At 39.7% G+C, this 25444-nt stretch carries 26 protein-coding genes and 1 pseudogene; 15 read left to right on the top strand and 12 right to left on the bottom strand.

Going from position 1 to position 25444, the window contains the following annotated elements:
* Nucleotides 1-81 precede the first annotated feature (81 nt).
* The 4 genes from IE056_RS03760 (at nt 82) to IE056_RS03745 (ending at nt 3246) form a co-directional block, all read left to right on the top strand.
* A complete protein-coding gene (locus tag IE056_RS03760) occupies nt 82-1131 on the top strand; it encodes a GyrI-like domain-containing protein (RefSeq protein ID WP_189603329.1) in 1050 nt (349 codons plus the stop codon).
* A gap of 3 nt (nt 1132-1134) precedes the next feature.
* A complete protein-coding gene (gene crcB, locus IE056_RS03755) occupies nt 1135-1503 on the top strand; it encodes a fluoride efflux transporter CrcB (protein WP_189603328.1) in 369 nt (122 codons plus the stop codon).
* A 169-nt stretch (nt 1504-1672) separates the two neighbouring features.
* Nucleotides 1673-2011: a P-II family nitrogen regulator gene (locus tag IE056_RS03750; RefSeq protein WP_189603327.1), complete on the top strand. Its 339-nt coding sequence runs from the start codon at nt 1673-1675 to the stop codon at nt 2009-2011.
* A 2-nt stretch (nt 2012-2013) separates the two neighbouring features.
* Nucleotides 2014-3246, top strand: coding sequence for an ammonium transporter (locus IE056_RS03745; RefSeq protein ID WP_189603326.1), 1233 nt, complete (start codon nt 2014-2016; stop codon nt 3244-3246).
* Here the strand turns inward: IE056_RS03745 and IE056_RS03740 are convergent.
* The 5 genes from IE056_RS03740 to IE056_RS03720 form a co-directional block, all read right to left on the bottom strand.
* Nucleotides 3243-3854: a DUF1684 domain-containing protein gene (locus tag IE056_RS03740; protein WP_189603325.1), complete on the bottom strand. Its 612-nt coding sequence runs from the start codon at nt 3852-3854 to the stop codon at nt 3243-3245. The genes IE056_RS03745 and IE056_RS03740 overlap by 4 nt on opposite strands.
* A 19-nt stretch (nt 3855-3873) precedes the next feature.
* Nucleotides 3874-5286 carry an alpha/beta hydrolase gene (locus tag IE056_RS03735; RefSeq protein WP_189603324.1) on the bottom strand — a complete coding sequence of 471 codons (1413 nt, stop codon included), beginning with the start codon at nt 5284-5286 and terminating at the stop codon, nt 3874-3876.
* A 100-nt stretch (nt 5287-5386) separates the two neighbouring features.
* The gene (locus tag IE056_RS03730; protein ID WP_189603323.1) at nt 5387-5584 is read right to left on the bottom strand and encodes a DUF1328 domain-containing protein; all 198 of its coding nucleotides are present in this window, start codon (nt 5582-5584) and stop codon (nt 5387-5389) included.
* 422 nt (nt 5585-6006) lie between these two features.
* A complete protein-coding gene (locus IE056_RS03725; protein ID WP_189603322.1) occupies nt 6007-6198 on the bottom strand; it encodes a cold-shock protein in 192 nt (63 codons plus the stop codon).
* A 90-nt stretch (nt 6199-6288) separates the two neighbouring features.
* The gene (locus IE056_RS03720; RefSeq protein ID WP_189603321.1) at nt 6289-6903 is read right to left on the bottom strand and encodes a MarC family protein; all 615 of its coding nucleotides are present in this window, start codon (nt 6901-6903) and stop codon (nt 6289-6291) included.
* A 203-nt stretch (nt 6904-7106) separates the two neighbouring features.
* Between IE056_RS03720 and IE056_RS03715 the strand changes: the two genes are divergently transcribed.
* The 6 genes from IE056_RS03715 (at nt 7107) to IE056_RS03695 (ending at nt 11235) form a co-directional block, all read left to right on the top strand.
* The gene (locus IE056_RS03715) at nt 7107-7706 is read left to right on the top strand and encodes a DNA polymerase ligase N-terminal domain-containing protein (protein WP_189603320.1); all 600 of its coding nucleotides are present in this window, start codon (nt 7107-7109) and stop codon (nt 7704-7706) included.
* Nucleotides 7707-7709: 3 nt separating this feature from the next.
* Nucleotides 7710-8534, top strand: a complete 825-nt coding sequence (ligD, locus tag IE056_RS03710) for a non-homologous end-joining DNA ligase (protein WP_189603319.1) — start codon at nt 7710-7712, stop codon at nt 8532-8534.
* Between the two features lie 16 nt (nt 8535-8550).
* Entirely contained in the window at nt 8551-8970 is a 420-nt protein-coding gene (locus IE056_RS03705) for a YkvA family protein (RefSeq protein ID WP_189603318.1), read from the top strand.
* Nucleotides 8971-9030: 60 nt separating this feature from the next.
* Nucleotides 9031-9303 (top strand): hypothetical protein, encoded by a 273-nt coding sequence (locus IE056_RS18395; RefSeq protein WP_229793639.1) that lies wholly within the window; start codon nt 9031-9033, stop codon nt 9301-9303.
* A gap of 33 nt (nt 9304-9336) precedes the next feature.
* Nucleotides 9337-9471: a hypothetical protein gene (locus IE056_RS18580; protein WP_262891436.1), complete on the top strand. Its 135-nt coding sequence runs from the start codon at nt 9337-9339 to the stop codon at nt 9469-9471.
* A 123-nt stretch (nt 9472-9594) separates the two neighbouring features.
* Nucleotides 9595-11235 carry a T9SS type B sorting domain-containing protein gene (locus IE056_RS03695; RefSeq protein WP_189603317.1) on the top strand — a complete coding sequence of 547 codons (1641 nt, stop codon included), beginning with the start codon at nt 9595-9597 and terminating at the stop codon, nt 11233-11235.
* 259 nt (nt 11236-11494) lie between these two features.
* On the opposite strand, the gene IE056_RS03690 is transcribed toward IE056_RS03695, so the two are convergent.
* Nucleotides 11495-14926, bottom strand: coding sequence for a methylmalonyl-CoA mutase family protein (locus IE056_RS03690; protein ID WP_189603316.1), 3432 nt, complete (start codon nt 14924-14926; stop codon nt 11495-11497).
* Between the two features lie 141 nt (nt 14927-15067).
* Between IE056_RS03690 and purU the strand changes: the two are divergent.
* The 3 genes and pseudogenes from purU to IE056_RS03675 all read left to right on the top strand — a co-directional run bounded on the left by purU (nt 15068) and on the right by IE056_RS03675 (nt 17116).
* A pseudogene (gene purU, locus IE056_RS03685) lies at nt 15068-15918 on the top strand (formyltetrahydrofolate deformylase).
* Nucleotides 15919-16053: 135 nt separating this feature from the next.
* On the top strand, nt 16054-16761 hold the full coding sequence (locus IE056_RS03680; RefSeq protein ID WP_189603315.1) for a DUF4197 domain-containing protein: 708 nt from the start codon (nt 16054-16056) through the stop codon (nt 16759-16761).
* Nucleotides 16762-16927: 166 nt separating this feature from the next.
* Nucleotides 16928-17116: a Lacal_2735 family protein gene (locus tag IE056_RS03675; protein WP_189603314.1), complete on the top strand. Its 189-nt coding sequence runs from the start codon at nt 16928-16930 to the stop codon at nt 17114-17116.
* Here the strand turns inward: IE056_RS03675 and IE056_RS03670 are convergent.
* The 3 genes from IE056_RS03670 to prfA all read right to left on the bottom strand — a co-directional run bounded on the left by IE056_RS03670 (nt 17092) and on the right by prfA (nt 19903).
* Nucleotides 17092-17895, bottom strand: a complete 804-nt coding sequence (locus IE056_RS03670; protein ID WP_189603313.1) for an ABC transporter substrate-binding protein — start codon at nt 17893-17895, stop codon at nt 17092-17094. The genes IE056_RS03675 and IE056_RS03670 overlap by 25 nt on opposite strands.
* Nucleotides 17896-17957: 62 nt before the next feature.
* Entirely contained in the window at nt 17958-18767 is an 810-nt protein-coding gene (pyrF, locus tag IE056_RS03665; protein WP_189603312.1) for an orotidine-5'-phosphate decarboxylase, read from the bottom strand.
* Between the two features lie 59 nt (nt 18768-18826).
* Complete coding sequence (gene prfA, locus IE056_RS03660; RefSeq protein WP_189603311.1) at nt 18827-19903, bottom strand: peptide chain release factor 1; 1077 nt, start codon at nt 19901-19903, stop codon at nt 18827-18829.
* A 392-nt stretch (nt 19904-20295) separates the two neighbouring features.
* Here prfA and IE056_RS03655 point away from each other — a divergent pair, with 392 nt between their 5' ends.
* The gene (locus IE056_RS03655) at nt 20296-20955 is read left to right on the top strand and encodes an ATP-binding cassette domain-containing protein (RefSeq protein WP_189603310.1); all 660 of its coding nucleotides are present in this window, start codon (nt 20296-20298) and stop codon (nt 20953-20955) included.
* Nucleotides 20956-20967: 12 nt separating this feature from the next.
* On the top strand, nt 20968-21459 hold the full coding sequence (locus IE056_RS03650) for a peptide-methionine (S)-S-oxide reductase (RefSeq protein ID WP_189603309.1): 492 nt from the start codon (nt 20968-20970) through the stop codon (nt 21457-21459).
* Nucleotides 21460-21506: 47 nt separating this feature from the next.
* Here IE056_RS03650 and IE056_RS03645 read toward each other — a convergent pair whose 3' ends face one another.
* The 3 genes from IE056_RS03645 to IE056_RS03635 all read right to left on the bottom strand — a co-directional run bounded on the left by IE056_RS03645 (nt 21507) and on the right by IE056_RS03635 (nt 25444).
* Nucleotides 21507-22499, bottom strand: coding sequence for an alpha/beta fold hydrolase (locus tag IE056_RS03645; protein ID WP_189603308.1), 993 nt, complete (start codon nt 22497-22499; stop codon nt 21507-21509).
* A 116-nt stretch (nt 22500-22615) separates the two neighbouring features.
* The gene (locus IE056_RS03640; protein WP_189603307.1) at nt 22616-23797 is read right to left on the bottom strand and encodes an AIR synthase related protein; all 1182 of its coding nucleotides are present in this window, start codon (nt 23795-23797) and stop codon (nt 22616-22618) included.
* A 144-nt stretch (nt 23798-23941) separates the two neighbouring features.
* On the bottom strand, nt 23942-25444 hold the full coding sequence (locus IE056_RS03635; protein WP_189603306.1) for a carboxypeptidase regulatory-like domain-containing protein: 1503 nt from the start codon (nt 25442-25444) through the stop codon (nt 23942-23944).

Here is a 25444-nt window from a genome sequence, read left to right as displayed (position 1 = left end):
AATTTTCAATTTTTATCAAAGGTAATTAATTTAACATTATACAAATTAACTATCTTAGCAATAATTAAAACCCGCCTCCACATGAAAATCATTAAATATCTGCTTTTTCTCCTTTTAATTGCTATTATAGCAGGTTCCATCTATGTAGCTACTAAAGATGGTAACTACACGATTGAGGAAAGCAGAATTATTAATGCTCCTACTCCACTATTATTCAATGAAGTAAATGATTTCTCCACCTGGGCCACCTGGTCTCCGTGGAAAGAAAACGAGGAAATCAACATTAGCCTTACTGAAATCACAAAGGGTGAAGGTGCAGAGATGTTATGGGAAAGTGGTGAAATGAGAGACGGTAAGATCACTACTGTGGAAGTCATTCCCTATACCAGCATCAATCAAATTAATGATCTACAAATAAGATTAGGGGAATCCAACAGTGAAGTGAACTGGGAATTTGAACCTGCCGAAAATGGCACTAGGGTCACCTGGATAATTAAAGGGAAACAAAGTTTCAAAGAAAAACTCGCATTTCTAATCCAGGACCAGGACCTTTATCAAATATTTGCACCAAAACTTGAAGAAGGCCTCGAAGGGCTGGAAAGGGAAGTAATTATGCAAATGGAAAAATATTCTATAAATGTAGATGGTGTTACTCAACATAGCGGTGGCTACTATATGTACAGTACCACGGCCGCACGTATGAACGAAGTGAATGAAAAAGCCGCTGAAATGATACGCCAGGTTAGTATATACATGGAAGATAATAATATCTCCATTAGCGGAAAACCATTCGTTCTATACAATCAACGCGATGAACAAAACGGAACTACCATATTTTCTGCGGCAGTCCCCACCTCCAGTCAAATGATCACTCCGGCGGGAAGCCCTGTAATTGCCGGTCAGTTACCTCCTCAAAGAGCAGTAAAAACAACACTTAGAGGTAACCGAAAGAATGCTTTAGAGGCATGGGAAGAAACTTATAGCTACATTAATGACAATGGACTGGAAGTAGATCCACAAGGCACTCCTTTTGAAGTTTATATAACCAACCCTGCGGAAGAAGAAAATCCAGCCCGTCTGGTAACTGAAATTTATATTCCTGTCAGGGAGACTGGGGAGAATCAGGAATAAGTTATGGTTAAAAATGCACTCTTGGTATTTTTAGGAGGTGGCCTGGGAAGTGTACTGCGGTACATCATCAGTAAGTATCTCAATAACCTTCATTTTCCTTTTGGAACCTTTACAGTAAATATTTTGGGCAGTCTTCTCCTGGGATTCATCCTAGGATTTGCTCTTAAAAATCAGAACCTCTCCGGACCCGTCAACTTATTATTCGGAATAGGATTTTGTGGCGGTTTTACTACCTTCTCGACCTTTGCTGTAGAAAATCAGGTTTTTCTCCGTTCCGGGGACTACTTCACCTTTGCTCTTTATGCTTTCGGAAGCATTTTATTAGGGGTACTGGCAGTTTTTTTGGGACTAAGCCTCTCAAAATTTTTCTGAGACTCTATCTCCAGCTCAGAATTTCTCAAAAACAAACTGATTAATTTCAATCCCTATAAAATATAGGGGTAAAAATTCAATATTCACTATTTTTAAATTTTTACCCCTGCAATTTTCACCCTCTTAGATAATTTTTATTAGTTTTATCTTCTCTTTTGAAGATTATACTATGAAAAAAATCGAAGCAATCATTCGAAAATCCAAATTCGATGACGTTAAAGATGCCTTACAGGAAATTAATGTGAATTTCTTTAGTTACTGGGACGTGACCGGGGTGGGCAATGAAAAACATGGTCACGTTTATCGCGGTGTAGCATATAGCACCAGTGAAATTCAGCGCAGGATGCTGTCGATAGTAGTATCTGATAATTTTTTAGAGAAAACCATTAAAGTATTATTGGAAACAGCTTATACAGGTACCGTGGGAGACGGAAAAATATTTGTTTCCACCATAGACGAAGCTTACAGAATAAGAACAAAAGAAACAGGAACAACTTCACTTAGCTAATTATGGAAAATGTAGTTTTTACCACTAATAATCTATGGATGATGATTTGCACCGCCCTGGTCTTTATCATGCACCTGGGATTCTCCTTACTGGAAATAGGACTTACCAGAGCCAAAAATACCATCAATATTTTATTCAAGAATGTAATGATCCTCATTATTGGGATCCTTACCTACACTTTTGTTGGGTTTAGTTTAATGTATCCCGGAGCAGATTTTGCCGGCGGACTTTTTGGCTTTGCCAATTTCGGACTTTTATTACCGGTAGACGGACTAAGTCCTGCTTATGCAGATGGACATTATACCTATTATACAGATTTTCTCTTCCAGGCAATGTTTGCAGCAACAGCAGCAACTATCGTTTCTGGCGCAGTTGCCGAAAGAATTAAACTCTCCACCTTTCTCATCTTTTCTACCATCTACGTAGGGATAATATACCCAATAGCCGGAATGTGGAAATGGGGCGGCGGTTTCCTTGACGAACTGGGCTTTTATGATTTTGCTGGTTCCACCCTGGTACATTCGGTAGGAGGCTGGGCTGCAGTGATAAGTGTAGCTCTACTGGGACCGCGTATTGGAAAATTTAAGGATGGAAAGATAAGTGTAATTCAGGGACATAGCATCCCATTATCAACTGTAGGTGCATTTTTGCTGTGGTTCGGATGGTTTGGCTTCAACGGAGGTTCTGTACTCTCTGCCGACCCGGGAGTAACTTCCCTGGTGCTGGTTACCACCTGTATTTCTGCAGCAGCCGGAGGACTGGGCGCCTTCCTGGTGTCCTATTTAAGATACCGGGACAATGACCTTTCCATGATCCTGAATGGAGTACTGGGAGGATTAGTCGGAATTACCGCCGGAGCCGATCTTATGGGAATAACGGATGCTTTTCTGATAGGATTAATAGCAGGAGCAATCATTGTATTTTCTGTAGGCGCATTAGACCGCATGAAGCTGGACGATCCCGTAGGTGCTATTTCTGTACATTTATCCTGCGGAATATGGGGAACTTTAGCAGTGGGAATTTTTGGTTCAATGGCAGGATGGTCTCAAATCCTGAACCAGTTGATAGGTATTGGAGCCATAGGATTGTTTTGTGTAACTTCTTCCTTTATCATTCTATTTACGCTCAGGAAAACTATTGGATTAAGAGTCACCGAACGGGAAGAAATTGAAGGACTGGATACCCATGAACATGGAACAACAGCGTATACAGCATTAAGTGTGGAAGAAGGTTAATTTCCTTCCTTCTGAAAATCCTTAACCCCTGCGTAAATTCGCATATCAATATGATTTTCTGCAGGCGGGATAGGACAGGAATATTTTCCGTTATAGGCGCAATAAGGATTGTAGGCTTTATTAAAATCTATCACAAGGTCTTTTCCTTTTGGAATTCTCATGTCCAGATACCTGCCTCCCGAATAAGTGGTAACTCCATTGGTAAGATCTGTAAAAGGTATGAAAAGATAATCTTCGTATTCAGGGTTTAGGATCAATTCCTGATTTTGATACAAATTCAATTTATACTCCTTTTCGTTCAGCGTAAAATAGGCTTCTCCATATTTTACATAGACGGGTTTTCGATCTGTAGTGGTTGGCATCTCGAAGGGAGTTTCATATGGTGTACGGACAAATTCTGCCACCACGGAATAACTTGTATCTGCAGGAAAAAAGTCTAGAGCTTCAAACTGCTTCCGGTCATATTCCTTAAGAGGAGAATGTTCCGGATCCTTAAAATCCCGGTTCATTTTCTTCTGAAATTCGGCTATCGCAGCAAGCTTTTCAGAGTTTTGTGCACTTCCGAAGCTAAAGAACAGCAGCACAAACACCAGTGTTAACAGTTTCATTTTATTCAGGATCAAAAAATCATTCAACCGGAACATCATAATATTTTGAAGATCCAAGATACTTTCGCACCAGCCAGTTATATTCAGGAGTCATTTTGAGTGCCAGTGTTCCTTCAAGATCATACAAAGCTTCCATATCATCAAAACCATTTTTTAGCATCTCTTCCAGGTAAAACAAAGAAGTACTGTAATCCCGGTCCTGAGCACTAAGGGAAATGATATCTTTATAGGCTTTAAAATTTTCCTGATCAAAAATCGTCTGAATCATATTGGCCAGTAGTTTGGATTCCAAAGTTGCCTCATCTAAAGAGGCCAATTCAGTAATTTTATTCTTGCTCAGCTCTTTCAGCATTCCCAATATCCGTTTAGCCATATCGGCTTCCTGTTCATTAGCACCAGAGGCCAGCTCGTCCAATTGTCTTTTCTGATAATTCCACCAGCCCAGATTCTCAAAGTTTTCAGTGGCAACATCTTCATTAAGGTAATATATGAAATCTTCCATGAGCCTCGCCTCCTTCTCCTGAACTCTACTAAATTCTCTTTGTTCTTCAGAGAAGTTACGGGACCGGCTTAATTGTTTCTGCCGGGTTTTAATTTCAGAAGTATTCCGCAGCCCATCATATTTTTCCTGCAACACATCCATTAAATTATAAGCATGCATATTGTCACCTGTACTAATCAATTTATTTGCTATTCCAGTTTCGCGCCTGTAGAGATTTTCTATTAATTGTTGATCTTTTGGCCTTTTTCCCTCCTTCATAGCCTGCAGCGTAAGACTGCTAACTCCCATTGATAATATCTCCGGTTTGGGCCATCCATGCCCCCCATCAAAACTATAAACAGCCACTGGGTGTTTAAGACTTTCAAGCTGCATAGCTGTTGCTCTCAACCCGTACCCTGAAAAATCTTCATCTCCTGCCATTCCCACAAATACAAATCTATTCTTTGCATCCAGGTATTCATAATTCACCTGATGATCACCTACTGCTATCACGCCATGTAAGTTATTGAAAACAGCAGGTAGCGATGATGCTACCCGGGCACCTTCGGCAAAACCGGCAATAGAAATCTGATCATAATCTAAGGGAATATTTGAAGTAACTGCATTCATTAATCTTGCAGCCACCATTACATTTTCCTCAAAAGAATTATCTGGATCAATATTATTTGATGATGCAATAATATATCCCTGCTCTTCGGCCGCAGGTTTGAACAATTGAGCTGCTGCTTTACCTCTTCCTTCGGTATCCAGTACGAAAATAACAGCCTTCTCTCTACCGTTGGACTGGAAAGACATAGGAAGAAAAAGGGAATAAGTTTCATTAATGGTATCATTTACGGGCAGGGAATCCATCACCACTCCTTTCTTCAGAGTCATTTGCTGTGCGGAAACCTGGAAGCAGATAAGTAAAAAAAGACATAGTATTCTCATAGCGAAAAGATAATAATTTCTTTTTTCAAAAACACATAAAAAAATAGCCTGCATTTCTGCAGGCCATTTCCATTTTTCTTTTTCAAATATAACCAATAATCTATTTTTTCACCTTTTGAAATCTTAGCTTCTCCGCATCCGGAAAAAGTGCTTTTGCAAATAAAGAAACCATAAACAGGTCTGTAAAGATTAGGCAAAGAACACGTAAAACTTCAATACCATCAAATCGTAATCCGGTGAAACTTATTAATCCAGTAATTAATGCTAATATTAAAAATAGTATAGTATAGTTTTTCATCATCATCCATTTTTTAAATTCATAACTGGTTCAAATTTACACCCTAACTTCCTATTTTAGTATTAATAATTTTCTAATTGTGTTATTTTTAACTAAGGATTTAGGCAAAGTAAATAATTGTTAAATAAAGGGTTACATATTCCCGGAATTTAAAAAACCTTTAGTCTCTTTACATTAGGAAATCGTTAACCTTTTCTCTTGAAGGTTATACTTAGGAATAGATGTGCGAGTTGAAAACAATTCCTCAGCTTTCTGAATTTTATTTAAGCCATTCGCAAGATGGAAAAATATTTAATTTGAATTAAAGAAGAGATCCCACTTCTGATGTGGAAGAGGTTGATGAATTAAAAATGACGTATAAAAAAAGCCTTACATTTCTGTAAGGCTTAAAGCTTATAAATTCTATAATACTCAGACTAAGACTATGCTTGTCTAACGTTTACTGCATTTATTCCTTTTCTACCTTCTTCAAGGTCAAAAGTTACTTCGTCATCCTGTCTAATTTCATCAACTAAACCATTAGCGTGTACGAAATACTCTTTTTGTGATTCTTCGTCTTTAATGAAACCATATCCTTTTGAATCATTAAAAAACTTTACAATACCTTTATTCATTATATATATTTAAATTGAAGTGCAAACATACAACAAGTTTTTGAATAAAATACTATAAATCAATAATTTATTATTGAACTGTAAATCAACTTATTCTAAAAAAGCGATGTGAATCCCCTGGATTAGCATGTTTGTTCCAATAATGGCAATTATTAATCCCATAATCTTTTCTATCACCACAATTTTATTTTCTCCAATAAGCCTAACCATATAATCACTTGAAATAAAAGCAAGGTGATTGAGCCACATTACTATGGCAAACATGATCAAAATGATGATCAACTGGAGATAATCTGCATTCGTAGTAAAGTTCATTGCAGTTACAATGGTTCCGGGACCGGCAAGTATAGGAATAGCGAGTGGAGAAACAGAAATTCCTTCATTAAAATTAACCTCCGTCTGGTTATCAATACTCGACTGCTGCGCCCGTATCATCTCAAAACCTACAAAGAAAACCAGGATCCCTCCGGTGATTTTAAAGGCAGGAATGGTTAATCCGAAGAAATCAAAGATATATTTTCCCAGAATGATAAATCCTGCTACAATAGTAAATGCCGTAAAAGTAGCTTTTTTGGATATCTGCCTTTTTGTAGCTTTATCCCGGTGCCGTGTCAATCCAAGAAAAACGGGCATATTACCCAGCGGATTATTTATAGCAATAAATCCTGTAAATACTGCCACTGCAAATAAACCCCAATTTTCCATTTTTATTTGTTTAAGAAGAAACTCTTTAGAATCTGGCTGAAGCGGCAAAAGTATTCTAATTTTAGATTTCGGCAAAAAGAGTAAGGATATATTTTCTAGAGAAATGGCTGCTTTCATTCTCCTTGCAAAAGCATGATTTTGAGACTTCTTTAACGCATCATGGGAGACATAATTTGTACTTTTTCAAACTAATTCACCATGTGATGAAAAGCTACAATGAAAAGAGGGATTTCAGCAAAACCAAAGAACCAAAAGCCGAAGGTTTGGGAAAGCGAAATAACCAGCCTGTTTTTGTAATTCAGAAACATGATGCCACTAATTTGCATTACGATTTTCGGCTGGAAATTGATGGCACCTTAAAATCATGGTCTGTACCCAAAGGTCCCAGTACAGATCCTTCTGTGAAGCGAATGGCAATTCCAACAGAAGATCATCCTTTGACCTATGCAGATTTTGAAGGTACGATTCCTCAGGGTGAATATGGAGGCGGAACGGTGATGATATGGGATAAGGGCTCCATTAAAAGCATAAAAAAAGATGATAATGGAGACCTGCTTTCCCTGGAAGAGAGTTTTGAGAAAGGATCTATCGAAGTTGAGCTTAAGGGAGAAAAGCTTACAGGAGGTTACAATCTTGTTGAAATGAAAGGCGGAAGAATGAAAGGAAACTGGTTATTGATGAAGCAGGATGATAAAGAAGCAGATGCCCGCCGAAATCCTGTTAGCACACAAACAAAAAGTGTGATCTCTGGAAGATCATTTCTTGAAATTGAAAAAGCTGAAAAGAAAAACGAAAAAAAATAGAATATGGAATTAAGCGGTATAGAAATCACACATCCTGAAAAAATCATTTTTCCGGAGAAAAATATTACAAAAGGTGATATGGCTGCTTATTACGATAAAATAGCAGATAAAATGCTGCCGTATTTAAAAGACAGACCTCTTACCTTACACAGGTTTCCCAGCGGGATTGAGGACCAGGGATTCTACCAGAAGAACGCATCCGATTATTTTCCCGGCTTTATAAAACGCGTGGAAATAGAAACTGAAGAAGGAACCAATACCCAGATAATCTGCAATGATAAAAAAACACTGCTTTACCTTGTAAACCAAAATACCGTAGCCTTCCACATCTGGATGAGTAAAAAAGATAAAATCAGGGAACCAGACAAAGTAGTTTTTGATCTCGACCCTCCCGAAAATTCTTTCGATAAAGTAAAAGAAGCCGCAAAGGTACTTCGGAATTTTCTTCGGAAGAAGAAGAAAGATCCGGAGCTAATGACCACCGGTCAAAGCGGATTTCATTTGTCCTATGAGATTCGCCGCGGAAAAGACTTTGATACCATCAAAAAAGAATTGCGAGCCATGGCAGAAGAAGTGACCAACCTGCGCCCCGACCTTTTGACAACAAAAATCAGGAAGGATCAACGTGGCGGGAAAATTTTTGTTGATTACCTTCGCAATGCCTATGCGCAAACAGCAGTGTGTCCATATTCCCTGCGGCCAAATAAAGAAGCAGGAATTGCGACACCTCTGGAATGGGAAGAACTATCCAAAATGGAAAGTGCATCACAGTACAACTATAACAACATTTTCCGCAGGCTGGGCCAGCTTAAAAAAGAAGATCATTAAAAAGAAATAATTAAAAATGGATAAAATCAATCAGGAACAGGCAAAAAAAGAACTAAGAGACGAGGCCGAAAAAGTAGAGGAAAAAGACCTTGATAAAGTTCTCACTAAAAGGGAAAAAATCGAGAATAAGATCCTGAGTAATGAGACTGTGGATAAATATATCGGAAAAGTAAAAACCATGTTTTCCCTGGTTAAAGATTACCGGAATGGCAGCTATCGTCAAATCCCATGGAAAAGTATTGCTGCCATCACCGGCGCATTGCTGTATGTACTGAATCCTTTTGATCTGATACCCGATTTTATTCCGGTAATAGGGATGCTGGATGATGCTTCTGTACTGGCTTTATGTCTAAAAATGGTAAATGATGACCTTGAGAACTATCTTCAGTGGAAATCTCCTTCCTCCGAACTGGAAATGGGAGAAGAGCCTGCTTAATCCCTGTTTTTAATCATGGAAAAAGATAATCTCAGGAACATCCGGCTTTAGGAAAAAGCTATGGAGATCCTGAAAATTGTAGACAGGCTCACAAAATTGGTACCCGAAGAAAATGAAATTCTGTTAGAACTTTCCAGGAATATGTATGCTGATGCCTTACAACTTGCCCCAAAAATTGCCGGCGCAGAGGGTGTTGACCTTTACGATATAAAAATCGAAAATGCAGCTGTAATACGAAAATGTGCAAGAGAGATCTATGTGCAATGCAACAGCTTTCTCGTTTTTGGAGATGATTTTAAAGAAGCCGAATACCTGGACATTCTAAGAGCTTAAATTGAGGAATTCAGAGTGCTTTTTGCAGAATGGGTGAAGACATTCGATCAATGGGATTATATCTTAGACCGCTGGGGCTTATTTAATCCTCTCGGAATAAATATTGAGGATCCCGATCCAGATGATGATCTTCCGTTTGATAATCCTTTTGATGATTTCGAAGAGTGACAAACAGGATCGCCTTCTACTTTCCTGAAAAATAATATATTCTGAAATAAAATGTTGTAAATTGGGTCTTCAGAAGAAGCTATAAAGTAGGAAAATATCAGCTTCAGACAGAGGTACTTTTACATGAAAAATTGGATTAAAATCAAAAGCCTGAAGAAATTCTTATTTCTCTTCAGCACTATATTATTATTTTTCTTTGTTGATGATTCCATCGCTCAAACATCCATTGGAGATTGCATGGGAGCCATTGAAGTTTGTGGTAATGGCAAGATTTCCAGCAATGCATCGGGGTTTGGCGTACAGGAAGTTAATCTTAATAATTCCTGTGGCAGTTTGGAACATAACAGCCTCTGGATAAAAATTGAAATTACCACCTCAGGAACTTTAGGTTTTACCCTCACCCCCACCAATACAGCAATGGAAGTTGATTATGATTTCTTTGTTTTTGGCCCTACCGTTTCCTGCGGAAACCTGGGCAACAGCATTCGCTGCTCCACTACCAATCCCATTGCTGCCGGACTTCTTAATAATCTCACCGGAATGCGTGACAGTGAAACCGATTTAAGTGAAGGCCCCGGTCCTGCGGGCAATAGTTTTGTAAGATCGCTGGATGTGCAGCCGGGAGACACCTATTATATTGTAATTGACCGGCCTATTGGCCAAAGCCCATTTGAACTGGAATGGACAGGAACGGCGACTACCGGCGGTTCTCCTTTTCCCGAAGGCGTGGAAGCCAATCAACCCCAGGATCTGGAAAATTGCGGGACTAACGGCACTGCATATTTTGATGTTTTTCAAACCCGAAACGAAATTAATACTCAGCCGCAGGCCACAGTAGAATATTACGAAGCCCTGGAGGATGCCATTGATCTCACCAATCAAATCACCGGAATATATACAAGTTATCAATCCAGGAAAACCATTTATGCCAGAGTCGAGAATTCCGTTACCGGCTGCTACGAAATTGTGGAATTTGACCTTATCATACCTGAAAGCCCTCCCGTTGCAACAGCTGTAAATTATGAAATATGTGATCTCGACCTCAACGATACAGAGCACTTTGAGCTGGCAACTCAGGAAAATCAGATTCTTAATGGTCTTCCTGCCAATGATCATTTGATTTCTTATTACAATTCTTCCGCCGAAGCACAAGCTGATACTAATAGACTGCTATCTTCCGGAATTACTTCTTCCGGAGAGGAAATTTTTGTGCGTATAGAAGACAAAAATAACCCCGGCTGTGTAAGTATCTCCAGGCTTTCCTTAATCGTCAACACTCCTGCAACTCTATCAGAAATTACTCCGGAAGAGATTGTGGTGCAGGTGAGCTCCAGAAGCATTGATCTGGATATTATCAACAGTGAAAATTTCTTGTATGCTCTCAATGATCCATCAGGACCTTATCAACCAGGGATAAATTTTGAGGATGTAAATCCAGGAATTAACATCCTGTACATCCGAGGAAATGAAGGTTGTGAATTGATGACCTTTGAAATCCTTGTGCCAGAATATGGAGCCTTTTTCACTCCTAATGGCGATGGTTATAATGATCATTGGAACCTCAACACCGGAAACTTTTTAAATCATGAAAATGCTATCCGGATTTTTGACCGCTACGGAAAATTGTTAAAGGAGATTCTTCCGAATGAAGTAGGTTGGGACGGCATTTTCAATGGTAAAAGTATGCCAGCAGATGATTACTGGTTTACTTTCACACTCCCTTCAGGTCAGGAAATTAAAGATCATTTTAGTCTGGTGCGATAGATTCACAAATAAGAAGACTGTTTAAAAAGCATTTTTTACGGTAACCTGTCCCGAAGTGTCGGGAGTTTCAGGTTCTAATAAATTCCAGAACTTAGAATAATAAGATTCTGAAATAAATTCAGAATGACGATTTTAATGCTTTTTAAACAGTCTCTTTTAATACCGCTCATTTATTTTATTCTTAGAAGATTCCTGTGATCGCTGCGCTCAACAGGATAAGCGACCTCTAAGCCCTCACCGTGCGAGGGCAAGAGTCTGCTTACATGTTTCTTCTATACTGTCCTCCTACTTCGAATAAAGCAGTAGTAATTTGTCCTAAAGAACAGGCTTTTGTCGCCTCCATCAAAACTTCAAAAATATTCTCGTTCTGAACGGCTGCCTGTTTAACTTTATCTAAAGCTGCTTCTGCTTTATCTTCTTTGGCTTTATGTAAATCCTGAAGCGTTTTTATCTGATTTTGTTTTTCTTCTTCCGTCGCCCTGATTACTTCTCCGGGGGTTACCGTTGGCGATCCTGTGGAACTTAAGAAGGTGTTTACTCCAATTATTGGGAAATCTCCATTGTGCTTTAAAGTTTCGTAATACAAACTTTCCTCCTGAATCTTGCTTCGTTGATACATGGTTTCCATTGCACCCAAAACTCCGCCTCTTTCGGTAATCCGGTCGAATTCAAGAAGCACGGCTTCTTCCACAAGATCTGTAAGTTCTTCAATGATAAATGAGCCCTGGATCGGGTTTTCATTTTTGGTTAACCCCAGTTCTTTATTGATGATCAACTGTATCGCCATTGCTCTTCTCACAGAAGCCTCTGTAGGAGTTGTGATCGCCTCATCGTATGCATTGGTGTGCAAGGAGTTACAGTTGTCATAAATGGCATATAAGGCTTGTAACGTGGTTCTTATATCGTTAAAATCAATTTCCTGCGCATGTAAAGAACGCCCGGAAGTCTGGATGTGATACTTCAGCATTTGCGCCCGTGGGTTCGCTCCGTACTTATATTTTAAAGCTTTAGACCAGATCTTTCTCGCAACCCTACCAATTACCGCGTATTCGGGATCAATTCCGTTGGAGAAAAAGAAAGACAGGTTAGGACCAAATTTATTGATGTCCATTCCGCGGCTCAGGTAATATTCCACGTAGGTGAATCCGTTGGCCAGTGTAAGCGCCAGCTGTGTTATAGGGTTTGCTCCTGCTTCGGCAATATGGTATCCGGAAATAGAAACCGAATAGAAATTCCGAACCTGTTCGGTAATAAAATATTCCTGGACATCTCCCATTAAACGAAGCGCGAATTCCGTAGAGAAAATACAGGTATTCTGCGCCTGATCTTCCTTAAGGATATCTGCCTGAACCGTTCCGCGAACTTGATTTAGAGTACTTTTTTTAATATCGGCATACACATCGGCAGGTAATACTTGATCTCCGGTAACACCGAGCAGCATCAATCCGAGTCCGTTATTGCCTTCAGGTAGTTCGCCCCTGTATTTTGGCTGGTCTTCCTCTTTTCCGGTGTAAATCTTTTTAATTTTTTCAGCTACTTCCTCTTCGAGTCCGTTTTCGATGATATATTTCTCGCATTGCTGATCAATGGCTGCATTCATAAAGAAACCGAGCAGCATAGGCGCAGGACCGTTGATGGTCATACTTACCGAAGTCATGGCATCGGCTAGATCAAATCCCGAATATAATTTTTTGGCATCATCCAGGCAGCAGATGGAAACTCCCGCGTTCCCAATTTTTCCATAGATATCGGGACGGTGATCGGGATCATTACCGTATAAAGTAACCGAATCAAAAGCGGTGGAAAGCCTTTTTGCAGGCAGCCCCATGCTCACATAGTGAAAACGGCGATTGGTACGTTCGGGTGAACCTTCCCCAGCGAACATCCTCGTTGGATCTTCCCCTGTTCTTTTAAACGGATATAATCCGGCGGTATATGGAAATTCCCCCGGAACATTTTCCTGAAGACACCATTGCAAAATGTCACCCCATGCCTGATATTTAGGCAGGGCCACTTTTGGAATTTGTGTATGAGAGAGAGACTCTGAATGCGTTTCAATTTTAATTTCCTTATCACGAACCTTGAAACTATAGATTGGATTTTTATACTTATTTACCTTATCGTCCCAGCCGGTGATGATCTCCCAGTTATAAGGATCCAGATCCATTTTCACCTTGTCAAATTCTTTCTTAAGAAGTCCCACAAGATCTTCATTTTCTGAAGTAGTACTCTCCTGAAGACTTTCCTCTTCAAGACCATACTGATTAAGATCTACCTTCACATTTGTAACGGACTCAATAGTTTTATAAATTCCGTAAAGCCGCTGCGCTACTTCTGCCTGTGATGCAGCTTTCTCATCATAAGAGCGGTTGTTTTCGGCTATTTCTGAAAGGTAACGTGTTCTGCTTGGCGGGATCACAAAGATTTTTTCGCTCATCTCCTTCGAAATCTCAAAAGTAGAATTCAGGTCAGATCCTGTTATCTCATCAATCTTATCCATTATTTCCTTGTAGAGCGTATTCATCCCGGGATCATTGAACTGGGAAGCAATGGTTCCAAACACTGGAAGTGTATCGGGATTGGAATGCCAAAGTCCGTGATTGCGCTGGTATTGCTTTTTCACATCACGCAGGGCATCCAGCGCTCCTCTTTTATCAAACTTGTTGATCGCTACCAGGTCGGCAAAATCGAGCATATCGATTTTTTCCAATTGCGTTGCAGCACCAAATTCAGGTGTCATCACATATAGAGAAACATCCGAATGCTCCAGAATTTCAGTATCAGATTGTCCAATTCCCGAAGTTTCTAGAATAATTAAATCATATTCGGCTGCTTTTAATACTTCAATTGCTTCAGCTACATATTTAGAAAGTGCTAAATTTGATTGTCTTGTCGCAAGGGAACGCATATACACGCGGGAATTGTTGATCGAATTCATACGAATCCTATCCCCAAGCAATGCGCCTCCTGTTTTTCGTTTAGAAGGATCCACCGAAATAATCCCAATGGTTTTCTCCGGAAAATCTACCAAAAATCTTCTTACGAGTTCATCTACCAGAGAAGATTTTCCCGCACCCCCGGTTCCTGTGATTCCCAACACCGGAATTTTACTTTCTTTATTTCCTTCATGGATCGTATTCAGGGCATCTTTTGCAACCTCAGGAAAATTTTCTGCTGCTGAAATAACCCTGGCAATTGCGCCTGCATTTTTAGAAGAAAGTTCCTGTACTTCCCCATTCAAATTATCTCCCAATGGATAGTCTGAAAGCTTGACAAGATCATTGATCATTCCCTGTAATCCAAGTTCCCTACCGTCATCGGGAGAATAGATCCTGGTGATTCCGTAATCATGTAGTTCTTTGATCTCTTCGGGAAGGATCACTCCTCCACCTCCACCAAAAATCTTTATATGTCCCGCACCTTTTTCCTTCAGCAGATCGTGCATATATTTAAAGTACTCGGTATGCCCGCCCTGGTAAGAAGTCATGGCAATAGAATTGGCATCTTCCTGGATAGCACAGTTCACCACTTCTTCCACACTTCGGTCATGACCCAAATGGATCACTTCCACTCCGGTAGACTGGATAATGCGGCGCATGATATTTATGGCTGCATCATGCCCATCAAAAAGAGATGCCGCAGTTACAATTCGTACTTTGTTTTTGGGTTTATAAGGAGCTTGTTGTTCCATTCTTAATTATATCTGAGTTTTAATGCTGCAATTTACGAAAATTGTAAAATTTATAAGGTATTTATCATAATCATATAATTCGACTCCTTTTATTATCATTTTGTTTTAAATCCCCTATTTTTAACAAATAAAATTTCTCTTATGTCAAAAATCACCCTGCTCATTCATTGTCCCGATACTTCGGGTATTATTGCAGATGTCACTTCTTTCTTTCATCAACGTAAAGGGAATATAATTTATGTAGATCAATATGTTGACCTGGAGAATAAAGTGTTTTTCATGCGCCTGGAATGTGAATTTGACAGCAAATTTTTTATTGAGCAAATTAAAGAAGAATTCGCGCGACAAATAGGAACACCTTACCAGATGTCGTGGGGTATGTACGCAGCAGATTCTCAGCAAAAATGGCCATTTTCGTTTCTAAATATGATCACTGCCTGTATGACTTACTGGGCAGATACAAATCCGGGGAGCTCAATGCACAAATTCCTTTAATTGTCAGCAATCACAAAGTTCTCAAACCCATTGCTGAAAGTTTTGACATCCCGTTTTACCATATCCCGGTAATCAAAGGCAGAGAGGCTGAAGCTGAAGCCACTCACCTGGAGCTTCTTAAAGAGAAAGAAATAGATGTAGTTGCACTAGCGAGATATATGCAGATCATTCCGGAAAATTTCATAAAAGCTTTCCCTAATCACATCATCAATATTCACCATTCTTTCCTACCCGCTTTTGCAGGAGCAAAGCCCTATCATTCTGCTTATAAACGTGGAGTGAAAATCATTGGAGCTACCTGTCATTACGTAACCGAAGAACTGGATGCGGGACCAATCATTGAACAGGATATCACCAGGATTTCCCACAGCCACTCCATAAAAGACCTAATCCTGAAAGGCAGGGATCTTGAAAAAATAGTATTTGCAAGAGGCATTAAGCTCCACCTTGACAGGAAAACACTGGTGTACAACAACAAAACCATCATTTTTGTGTAAGGCTTTCACTTTCCCGATGACCTCCACTAAGGTTTTTGTTATAATGTAATCGTTCATTTTATGTTGCTTCGGAAGAGGGAAATTTTAGATTCCATAGCAGATGATTTTTAAATGATATCTTTGAAAAAAAATAACATGAAAAAAATATTCCTCCTTTTCTTAATATTCAGTTTTTCGTCCTGTGCAGAATTACAACAAATAGCAGATAATCTTCCGCAGGAAGGAGGTTACAGCATATCAAATCAGGAAATTGCAGGCGGTTTGAAACAGGCACTTCAAAAAGGTATTGACACCAGGGTTACTGAACTGACTGAAGAAGGTGGTTTCTTCAGAAATGAACTGGTAAGAATCACACTTCCCCCCGAACTTCAGAAAGTTGATAAAACTTTGAGAGATATTGGTCTTGACGCTCTTGCCGACGAAGGTTTACTGGTTCTGAACAGGGCTGCCGAAGAAGCTGTAAAGGAAGCTACCCCTATTTTTGTAAATGCCGTGCAGGAAATCACCTTCGCAGATGCACGAAACATCCTATTAGGAAATGACCGAGCAGCAACCGATTATTTGTCGGGAAAAACCACTACTCAACTTTACTCAAAATTTAATCCGGTGGTAACGAATTCACTTGAGAAAGTAGGTGCCACACAGGTTTGGAACAATATTATAAATCGTTACAACCAACTGCCGCTTACCGGGAAGGTAAACCCCGATTTGGCAGATTATGTTACTCAGGAAGCGCTGGAAGGAGTCTTTACCATGATTGCAGTGGAAGAGGTAGAAATTAGAAACCAGGTTTCAGCCAGAACTACGAATTTATTGCGAAGAGTCTTTGCGCTCCAGGATTAGAACACCTCTTCAATAAATATTATCATTAACTGATTTTCAATACATTAATCCTAAATTTTTTAACAGGCACGGGTCTTGTACTATCAAGTTTTACCACAACATTAACGGAAGGTTAGTAAAACTTCGAAACACTGCGGGATATCTTTGTAACCTAGAAATTTAGCACATGTTTCGACTTTTTGAACCTCGTTCAACTCTGGATAGGCTGCGGGAAAAATATTCCTGCCTTATGCGCCGTGCGTATGAAGTTGCTTTGCTCGACAAGTCCAAAAGTGATCTTCTTAACGATAAGGCCTGTAAAATACTACAGGAAATACGGCAAATGGAACATCAGGAGTTATGTAAGGATAAGTGAAGCTCTCTAAAGTAATTAAATGCCTTCACCAGTCTTGATCCATACCAGCTAAAAAATTCCCCGTCTACAACTATTATTTCTTGTTCAGGTAATTTCACCTGCAACTCCTCTTTATGTTTATCTTTAAAAGGAAAAGGCTCTGTGGAGAGAAGTACCAGATGGGCATTTTTTGCTCTTAGAGAGGAAAGGTCGATTTCCGGATATCTTGATTTTTCTTTTCTGAAAACATTTTCAAAATGATTCATTTCAAGTAAATAATCAATAAAGGTGTCGCCACCGGCTGCCATCCATGGATTTTTCCAGATTAGATATGCCACACATCTTTGTGGTTGTTTTTCTATAAAAGTCTGAAATTGCTCCCACTGCAATTCTATTTCCTTCCGAATACTTAAAGCCCTGTCCTCAACCTGAAATATCTTCCCATATTGATTAATCAACTGAAGAGAATCTTTTAAATCCTTCACATCTGAAACATGTACAGGAGCTATTTTCTCCAGCTCCAGCACCATTTCTTCTGTATTTTCTTCCTTGTTACAAAGGATTATATCGGGATTTAAGAGTCTTATCTTATCGTAATGTACCTGTTTGGTACCTCCAACCACATTTTTTTCTTTTCGTAAACCTTCGGGATGAACGCAGAATTTTGTTATTCCGTCAATAGCATTTTTCAAGCCCATATCTACCAGAAGTTCGGTTTGGCTTGGCACCAGGGAAACGATCCTATCCGGGTTTGCAGGAATTTCGATCTCTCTGTTAAGCTGATCCAGAATTTTCCTCATTTCTAAAGTTTTGAAGTTTTAGGTTCTTCAGACTTTCAGAAGAAGTTCTTCTTCCGAAGGATTTATAAAAGCTTCGACATTTGCTGCTGTAACTCTTCGGCCTTTTCGGCTGCTGCCCTGGCAAAATCTTTTTCTTGAGAAGCATAAATAATTCCGCGGGAAGAGTTTATAAGGAGGCCTACGTTGCGGTTCATCCCGTAACGGCAGACTTCTTCCAGACGTCCGCCCTGGGCCCCTACTCCGGGAACTAAAAGAAAACTTTCGGGAATGATCCTTCTAATTTCAGCCAGAAATTCTGTTTTTGTCGCCCCCACCACGTACATCAGATTTTGTCCGTTTTTCCAGGTTTTTGATACTTTCAGGACCTTTTTATAAAGCTCCTCTTCATCCACCTTCTGCGTCTGAAAATCAAAAGCTCCTTCATTGGAGGTCAATGCCAGTAAAATGGTATGTTTATCTTCGTACGCCAGAAAAGGTTCCACCGAATCTTTTCCCATATAAGGAGCCACCGTAACCGAATCAAAAGCCAGATCTTCCAAAAAAGCCTTGGCGTACATACCGGAAGTATTGCCAATATCACCCCTTTTTGCATCGGCAATAGTGAATATTTCCGGATGGTTTTGGTTCAAATAGTCAATGGTTTTCCTGAGTGCCTGCCAGCCTTTAATTCCATAAGCCTCATAAAAAGCCGTATTAGGTTTATAGGCTACTGCGAGATGATGCGTAGCATCAATAATGGCTTTGTTGAATGCAAAAACAGGATCTTCTTCCTCCAGTAAATGCTCCGGAATTTTATCGAGATCAACATCAAGACCTATACACAAAAATGATTTTTTACTTCTTATTTGATCTACAAGCTGTTGGGTGGTCATACGGTTGAAGTTAAAAATAAAAAAGCTGCCGGAAGATTCGCGGCAGCTTATGGTATGATTTAGAAAACATCGGAGTTTTCTTTAAGTTTTTCGGTGTTTTCCACCAGTCGTAATTCGTCGAGAATACGCTGAATGTCTCCGTTGATAATATTAGACAGGTCGTATAAAGTAAGTCCTATCCGGTGATCTGTCACTCTTCCCTGCGCGTAATTGTAGGTACGAATCTTTGCACTACGGTCTCCACTGGAAACCATAGAGTTTCTTTTTGCAGCATCGGCTTCCATTTTCTTGGCCAGCTCCTGCTCGTATAGTCTCGATCTAAGTACTCTAAAGGCTTTATCTTTGTTCTTATGCTGCGATTTCTGATCCTGACACTGCGCCACCAATCCTGTAGGAATGTGAGTTAAACGCACCGCAGAATAGGTGGTATTCACCGACTGTCCTCCAGGCCCTGAAGAACAGAAATAGTCAATACGCACATCCTTTGGATTGATCTCCACCTCAAATTCTTCGGCTTCCGGAAGCACCATCACCGTTGCTGCAGAAGTATGCACCCGACCCTGGGTTTCCGTTTGTGGCACCCGTTGTACCCGGTGCACCCCGGCTTCAAACTTCATGGTACCATACACGTCTTCTCCGGTCACATCAAAAATGATCTCCTTGAATCCTCCGCTGGTTCCTTCGCTAAAATCCACAATATTATGTTTCCAGCCTTTGCTTTCAATATACTTTGTGTACATACGGTAAAGGTCCCCTGCAAAAATACTGGCTTCATCCCCACCGGTTCCGGCTCTAATCTCCATCACCACGTCTTTGGCGTCTTCAGGCTCTTTAGGCACCAGCATCATCCGGATTTTCTCTTCCAGCTCCGGCAATTCCTCCTTCGCCTCTTCGAGCTGCATTTTAGCCATTTCGGTCATTTCGGGATCACTACCGTCTGATATAATCTCTTCTGCTTCAGAAATATTTTGGGTGAGAGCCATATATTTTTCCCTCTCCTCCATCAAAGCTTTAAGATCTTTGTATTCTTTATTTAGCTCTATATAACGTTTCTGATCCGCAATCACGTCGGGCTGAATGATCAAATCATTCACCTCATCAAAACGCTGCTTCACAATATTCAGTTTCTCAATCATAACATCTGCTTATAAGGACACAAATTTACGATAAATTGATTGGATTTAAATTATTCCGTTTTATTTCTCCTGAAGATTTTCTTCTTTTTTCACTAAGTTTATACGATGTGGTCATTGCTCCTGCTTATATTTTCTTTTTACAAGAGGTTTTTCTGGTATTCACTGCTGCTAAACTTCCTGTTTATGGGATTTAAAATCCCGGTAGGTTTAGCTATTTTTTATAAACTGCTGCTTACCTTCTGTATTTTATGGAGCTATAAAATCTCTGGAAAAGGACAGGGACTTGTTTTTTACAACAACCTCAAAATAACCACTTTTAAACTTTTTAGCCTAAGCTTTACTTATGATTTAATCCTGCTATTGTTCACCTATTCTTTATCCCTGCTATTGCCATGAATTTTGAAATTGACAACGTAGACTTAAAGTTCGGTTCAAAAGATATTCTTAGCGGAATCTATTTAAAGGCTGAAGAAGGAAAAATCACCGGAATTTTAGGGCCCAATGGCTCCGGAAAAAGCAGTTTACTCAAAATTTTCTTCGGAAGTCTTCAACCTCAGAACAAACTCATCAGGATAAACAGCAAGCCAGTTTTAAAACCGCTCTATACTTCGGGTTTAGTAAAATATCTTCCGCAACATTCCCTCATTCCCGGGAATCTGAAGATCAAAAAAGCTTTTGATTTTTATAAGATTGGTTGGAAAGAGTTTTTGGATCATTTTCCGAAGTTTGAGAAATATGCAAGTGCTAATATGCACCAGCTATCTGGTGGAGAAAAAAGGGTAGCTGAAATCTACCTCAGCTTAAAAAGTCCGGCGAAACTACTTTTAATGGATGAACCATTTTCACATGTTGCTCCCCTTTATCTCGAGCAGCTAACAGCAATTATAAGATCTGAAAAGTCCGGAAAAGCCATTGTAATGACAGATCATATGTACCGACACATTACTGAACTGGCAGACGACCTGTACCTGATAAAAAATGGTTGCTCCAGAAAAATTCAGCATTTGAAGGAACTGGAAGAATATCATTACCTAAATCCCGGAACATTGTAAAGGATGAAAAACATGGCTAAAACAGGATTTGGTGGAGGATGTCATTGGTGTACCGAAGCAGTTTTTCAGTCATTAAAGGGAGTTGTTGAAGTGGAGCAGGGATATATTGCTTCAGACGGAGAGTATTCCGCATTTTCTGAAGGAATCATAGTCACTTATGATCCTGAGATTATTCCTTTGGAAACGCTCATCGAAATCCATTTGCTTACCCATAAATCTACCTCCTCTCATTCCTTTAGAGAGAAATACAGGAGTGCGGTCTATTTTTTAAATCCTAAAGACGCTGAGAAATCTGAAGAAGCGATTTCGAAACTTCAGAAGGATTTCAAGAAAAAAATTATTACACAGATCCTTCCGTATAAAAATTTTAAAGCATCCAGAGACTCTCTTCAGGATTATTATTTAAAGAATCCGGAAAAGCCGTTCTGTAAAAAATACATTCACCCTAAGCTGCAGCTGCTACAGAGAGAGTTTTCAAATGATTTTACCGGAAATAAATTGTGATAAAATCCAGCCAAAAACCTCGGCTGAATAAATAATTCCATTAACCCTTATTCCTTCAAAAAGGCCAAAAGAGGTTCAATAAATCTGTCAAAAGCTTCAATGTGCGGTAAATGGCCGATGCCTTCCAGCTCAACCAGTTCTGAATTTGGTATTTTATCCTGGGTATTTTTTCCCAGCTCCTGATATTTCCCCATAGTTTCCCTCTCCTCTTCTGAAACCAATGGTTTTCCCAGGGCTGTACGGTCTCTGGTGCCAATGATCAAAAGTGTAGGAACTTCTATATCATGAAATTCATGGACTACAGGTTGAGTAAATATCATATCGTAGGTTAGCGCTGCATTCCACGCCACCAGCGGATAATTTTCATTTAAAGTCCAGCCTGCAAGGATATTCACCCACTCATCATATTCCGGCTTCCATTGCCCGTCATAGTAGTTCTCTTTCTGATAATTTTTAATTTGCTGGTAATCTTTGTCTAATTCATTTTCATACCACCAGCTGACCGGCTTGTAGGGAATCACACGCTTATAATCCTCCAGACCAATAGGATTTTCCAGAATTAATTTTTCTGTCACTTCAGGAAACATAAGAGCAAAGCGAGTTGCCAGCATCCCGCCCATGGAATGTCCAAGAACAGCAACTTTTTCAACTCCAAGTGTATCCAGTAAGTTTTTGGTGTTCAATGCTAGTTGATGAAAACTATATTGAAAATATTCCGGCTTGCTGGATTTGCCAAACCCTACCTGATCGGGGACTATGACACGAAATCCGGTTTTTGATAACTTCTCTATAGTTGTTTCCCAGTAAGCACCATTGAAGTTTTTTCCGTGGAGCAGCAAAACATTTTTTCCGTTGTGTTGTTCGGGCTTGATGTCCATATAAGAAAACCCCAATTTTTGCTGTTGTACAATAAGCTCCAACGTATGAACATCGTAAGGATATTCATAATTTTCAAGATCCACTTCCAGCTCTTTTAAGTTACCCTCCTGACCTAAGAAAATGTAAGGCAGAAAAAGGAACAAATAGATTATCTTCTTCATAGTAGTATGGTTTTAAGTCCGATCAAAATATTGATCAGCAGTGATACCTAAAGATACAAACTTTCCCGTGCCTGCTTAAACCGGAACATTCACGCTTCGAAAGAAAGCAGATTGTTTCAGGAATATAAAAATTCTCCCAATTCAGTCCTAATGCTCAGCTTCTTTTCATTGGAGGCTTCTACTCTACCAATGATTTTTGCATCTACATTGAAAGATTTAGAGATAGAAATGATCTCTTCTGAGATATTTTCATCCACATACAACTCCAGGCGATGGCCCATGTTAAATACCTGATACATTTCTTTCCAGTCGGTCTTACTTTCCCTCTGAATCAGCCTAAATAAAGGCGGAACTTCAAAAAGATTGTCTTTGATCACATGAACCTCATCCACAAAATGCAGCACCTTAGTTTGTGCTCCCCCACTGCAATGGACCATTCCGTTGATTTGTTGATTCGTGAACTTCTCCAGGATCTTTTTAACGATGGGAGCGTAAGTTCGAGTAGGCGAAAGCACTAATTTACCTGCATCCAGCGGGCTATCTTCCACGGGATCGGTCAAATTTTTTGAGCCTCCATAAATTAATTCATTAGGAATATTAGCATCAAAACTCTCCGGATATTTCACAGCGAGATAGTTGCTGAAAACATCATGCCGGGCAGAGGTTAATCCGTTGCTACCCATTCCACCGTTATATTCTTTTTCGTAAGTAGCCTGTCCAAAAGATGAAAGACCCACAATCACATTTCCGGGCTTGATATTGGAGTTATCTATCACTTCGCTTCGCTTCAGTCTTGCCGTAACAGTAGAATCGACAATGACGGTTCGAACCAGATCGCCCACATCGGCAGTTTCCCCACCGGTAGAATGAATATTTATTCCTAAGTTTTTTAAATCTGAAAGCAATTCTTCGGTGCCGTTGATTATGCCCGAGATCACTTCTCCGGGAACAAGAGTTTTATTCCTTCCAATGGTCGAAGAAAGCATGATATTATCTACAGCTCCAACACATAGAAGATCATCGATATTCATGATAAGCGCATCCTGTGCTATTCCTTTCCAGACCGAGATGTCTCCGGTTTCTTTCCAGTACATGTAAGCCAGGGAAGATTTTGTACCTGCACCATCGGCATGCATCACGAGACAGTATTCCTCATCTCCGGTCAAATGATCGGGCACAATTTTACAGAAAGCCTTTGGAAACAATCCTTTATCTACTTTCTTAATAGCATTGTGAACATCCTCTTTTCCTGCTGAAACTCCGCGCTGGGCATACCTTTTACTAACATCCTGACTCATAACTTTTATTTAGGAGTTCAAAGATACAGAGATTTCCATAACCGTAAAAAGCTAAACTGCTGTACTTTTTACGACTCAGGGCAAATAAAAAGCGTTGGTCCAAATCAGGACCAACGCTTTTCTGGTTGGAGTTGGTTAATTTACTTATTCCCAGTCGGGCATAAAGCCGTTTTCAATTAAGAGAGTGCGACTTTCATTATCTGTATTAAAGTTCTCCAGCCGAATTGTGTAAATATCCCGTGGAGAAATATCATCATTAGAAGTATTCACAAAAACAACTTCAGCTTCATTGGGAGAAAAACGAGGATCAAGATCATTGGTACCATCGGGCTTTCGCAGAGATAAATCTGTAGTCTCTCCGGTAACGAGATTATAGAGGAACATTCTGGAATCGAGACGTCGGTACGAATTACTTTCGTAGCCTGAGACATCCTGAGTGTACAACAGCATATCACCTCTTATTGATAGATCGATACCACCTAAAGCACCGGTCACATTATTCATTACCTGTGTAAGAATATTCCCGTCAAAGTTAATAGTAAAGATATCTGCATTATAACCACTGCTATTATTTGTAATTAGCGCAATGGTTTCATTGTCTTCGCTAACATCCACTTCAGTGATGAATTTTCCATTCTGATTTTGATAAACCAAAGCAGTTCCGCCTCCCGAAGCGTTTACCCTGTATAGCTTATCAAAATTTGGGTAAAGAAGTGTTGCCCCGTCATTTGCCCATGAAAAATCCACCTGATTCAAATTAAACCCGTTCACAGGAATATCTGAAGTCACCTGCCTTTGCTGAGTTCCATCCTGGTTCATGGTGAAGATATGTGTCTGCCCATTCACGACCCTTAAAAATGCTATTTTATTCCCGGAATTGTTCTTCCTGGGTCTAAAGCTATTTTTATTTGGAGAAGTGATTTGATATTCATTTTCTTCCATGTCTCTAGCATAAATTACAGAATTCCCTCCAATTATTCGGGTGAATAAAATTCTGTTGCTCTCCGGTACATTCATGGTTCTGAAAGAGTATAAACGACTCAAAACTTCCTGATTAACATCATCTGAAGCTCTCACCTGCCAGAAATATTTGGAACCAAAATCCAACCCTTCTACAGTATAAGTTGTATCCCGGATATTATTAAACAAGAAGATCTCCTCATCCTGATCGTTTCTTATTTCAAGTTGATACGTAAGGTCATCTTCTTCAGGATCTGTTGAAGTCCAGCTAAAAATCACCGGGATTTCAACATCCTGTGCATTGTCTACAGGAGAAACAGCGGTTGGTGTTCCCGGAGGGCGGTTTCCGGAGGTTTCCGTTTGCATTTCGAAAATCACATTAACGGTAGCATCCCCCATAACCGAAGCTCCCTCAAATTGTGTTAATAACCCCTCTTTCCTGGCTTCTATGGAATAATCATCTGCCGGAATATCATTCAGCACAAAATCTCCATTTTTATCAGTAAACACAGTACTTGAGGCCGGATTGGTAGAAATTCTGGCGTTTTCCACAGGTTCATTTGATCCCAGTTCCACCACCTTACCGGTAATTGTACCGAGCCCTGTATCATCAATGGTATCTTCACTACAACCTATAAGAAAGGCTGGAAATACCATCATTATTAACATATTTTTTATAGTTCTCAT

This window comes from Salinimicrobium marinum (assembly GCF_014651535.1).
In the GTDB taxonomy this organism is placed as follows: Bacteria; Bacteroidota; Bacteroidia; order Flavobacteriales; family Flavobacteriaceae; genus Salinimicrobium; species Salinimicrobium marinum.
The sequence above is the reverse complement of the archived record's forward strand: the minus strand, read 5'-3'. Positions and strand labels throughout refer to the sequence as shown.

Coding starts and splice junctions, on each gene's coding strand:
- IE056_RS03635 (WP_189603306.1), bottom strand. CDS start 25,444: ATGAGAACTATAAAAAATATGTTAATAATGATGGTATTTCCAGCCTTT.
- IE056_RS03750 (WP_189603327.1), top strand. CDS start 1,673: ATGAAAAAAATCGAAGCAATCATTCGAAAATCCAAATTCGATGACGTT.
- IE056_RS03745 (WP_189603326.1), top strand. CDS start 2,014: ATGGAAAATGTAGTTTTTACCACTAATAATCTATGGATGATGATTTGC.
- IE056_RS03735 (WP_189603324.1), bottom strand. CDS start 5,286: ATGAGAATACTATGTCTTTTTTTACTTATCTGCTTCCAGGTTTCCGCA.
- pyrF (WP_189603312.1), bottom strand. CDS start 18,767: ATGACCACCCAACAGCTTGTAGATCAAATAAGAAGTAAAAAATCATTT.
- IE056_RS03655 (WP_189603310.1), top strand. CDS start 20,296: ATGAATTTTGAAATTGACAACGTAGACTTAAAGTTCGGTTCAAAAGAT.
- IE056_RS03725 (WP_189603322.1), bottom strand. CDS start 6,198: ATGAATAAAGGTATTGTAAAGTTTTTTAATGATTCAAAAGGATATGGT.
- prfA (WP_189603311.1), bottom strand. CDS start 19,903: ATGATTGAGAAACTGAATATTGTGAAGCAGCGTTTTGATGAGGTGAAT.
- IE056_RS03690 (WP_189603316.1), bottom strand. CDS start 14,926: ATGGAACAACAAGCTCCTTATAAACCCAAAAACAAAGTACGAATTGTA.
- IE056_RS03645 (WP_189603308.1), bottom strand. CDS start 22,499: ATGAAGAAGATAATCTATTTGTTCCTTTTTCTGCCTTACATTTTCTTA.
- IE056_RS18395 (WP_229793639.1), top strand. CDS start 9,031: ATGGAGATCCTGAAAATTGTAGACAGGCTCACAAAATTGGTACCCGAA.
- IE056_RS03760 (WP_189603329.1), top strand. CDS start 82: ATGAAAATCATTAAATATCTGCTTTTTCTCCTTTTAATTGCTATTATA.
- IE056_RS03740 (WP_189603325.1), bottom strand. CDS start 3,854: ATGAAACTGTTAACACTGGTGTTTGTGCTGCTGTTCTTTAGCTTCGGA.
- IE056_RS03640 (WP_189603307.1), bottom strand. CDS start 23,797: ATGAGTCAGGATGTTAGTAAAAGGTATGCCCAGCGCGGAGTTTCAGCA.
- crcB (WP_189603328.1), top strand. CDS start 1,135: ATGGTTAAAAATGCACTCTTGGTATTTTTAGGAGGTGGCCTGGGAAGT.
- IE056_RS03680 (WP_189603315.1), top strand. CDS start 16,054: ATGAAAAAAATATTCCTCCTTTTCTTAATATTCAGTTTTTCGTCCTGT.
- IE056_RS03695 (WP_189603317.1), top strand. CDS start 9,595: ATGAAAAATTGGATTAAAATCAAAAGCCTGAAGAAATTCTTATTTCTC.
- ligD (WP_189603319.1), top strand. CDS start 7,710: ATGGAATTAAGCGGTATAGAAATCACACATCCTGAAAAAATCATTTTT.
- IE056_RS03650 (WP_189603309.1), top strand. CDS start 20,968: ATGGCTAAAACAGGATTTGGTGGAGGATGTCATTGGTGTACCGAAGCA.
- IE056_RS03715 (WP_189603320.1), top strand. CDS start 7,107: ATGAAAAGCTACAATGAAAAGAGGGATTTCAGCAAAACCAAAGAACCA.
- IE056_RS03670 (WP_189603313.1), bottom strand. CDS start 17,895: ATGAGGAAAATTCTGGATCAGCTTAACAGAGAGATCGAAATTCCTGCA.
- IE056_RS03720 (WP_189603321.1), bottom strand. CDS start 6,903: ATGGAAAATTGGGGTTTATTTGCAGTGGCAGTATTTACAGGATTTATT.
- IE056_RS03730 (WP_189603323.1), bottom strand. CDS start 5,584: ATGAAAAACTATACTATACTATTTTTAATATTAGCATTAATTACTGGA.
- IE056_RS03705 (WP_189603318.1), top strand. CDS start 8,551: ATGGATAAAATCAATCAGGAACAGGCAAAAAAAGAACTAAGAGACGAG.
- IE056_RS03675 (WP_189603314.1), top strand. CDS start 16,928: ATGTTTCGACTTTTTGAACCTCGTTCAACTCTGGATAGGCTGCGGGAA.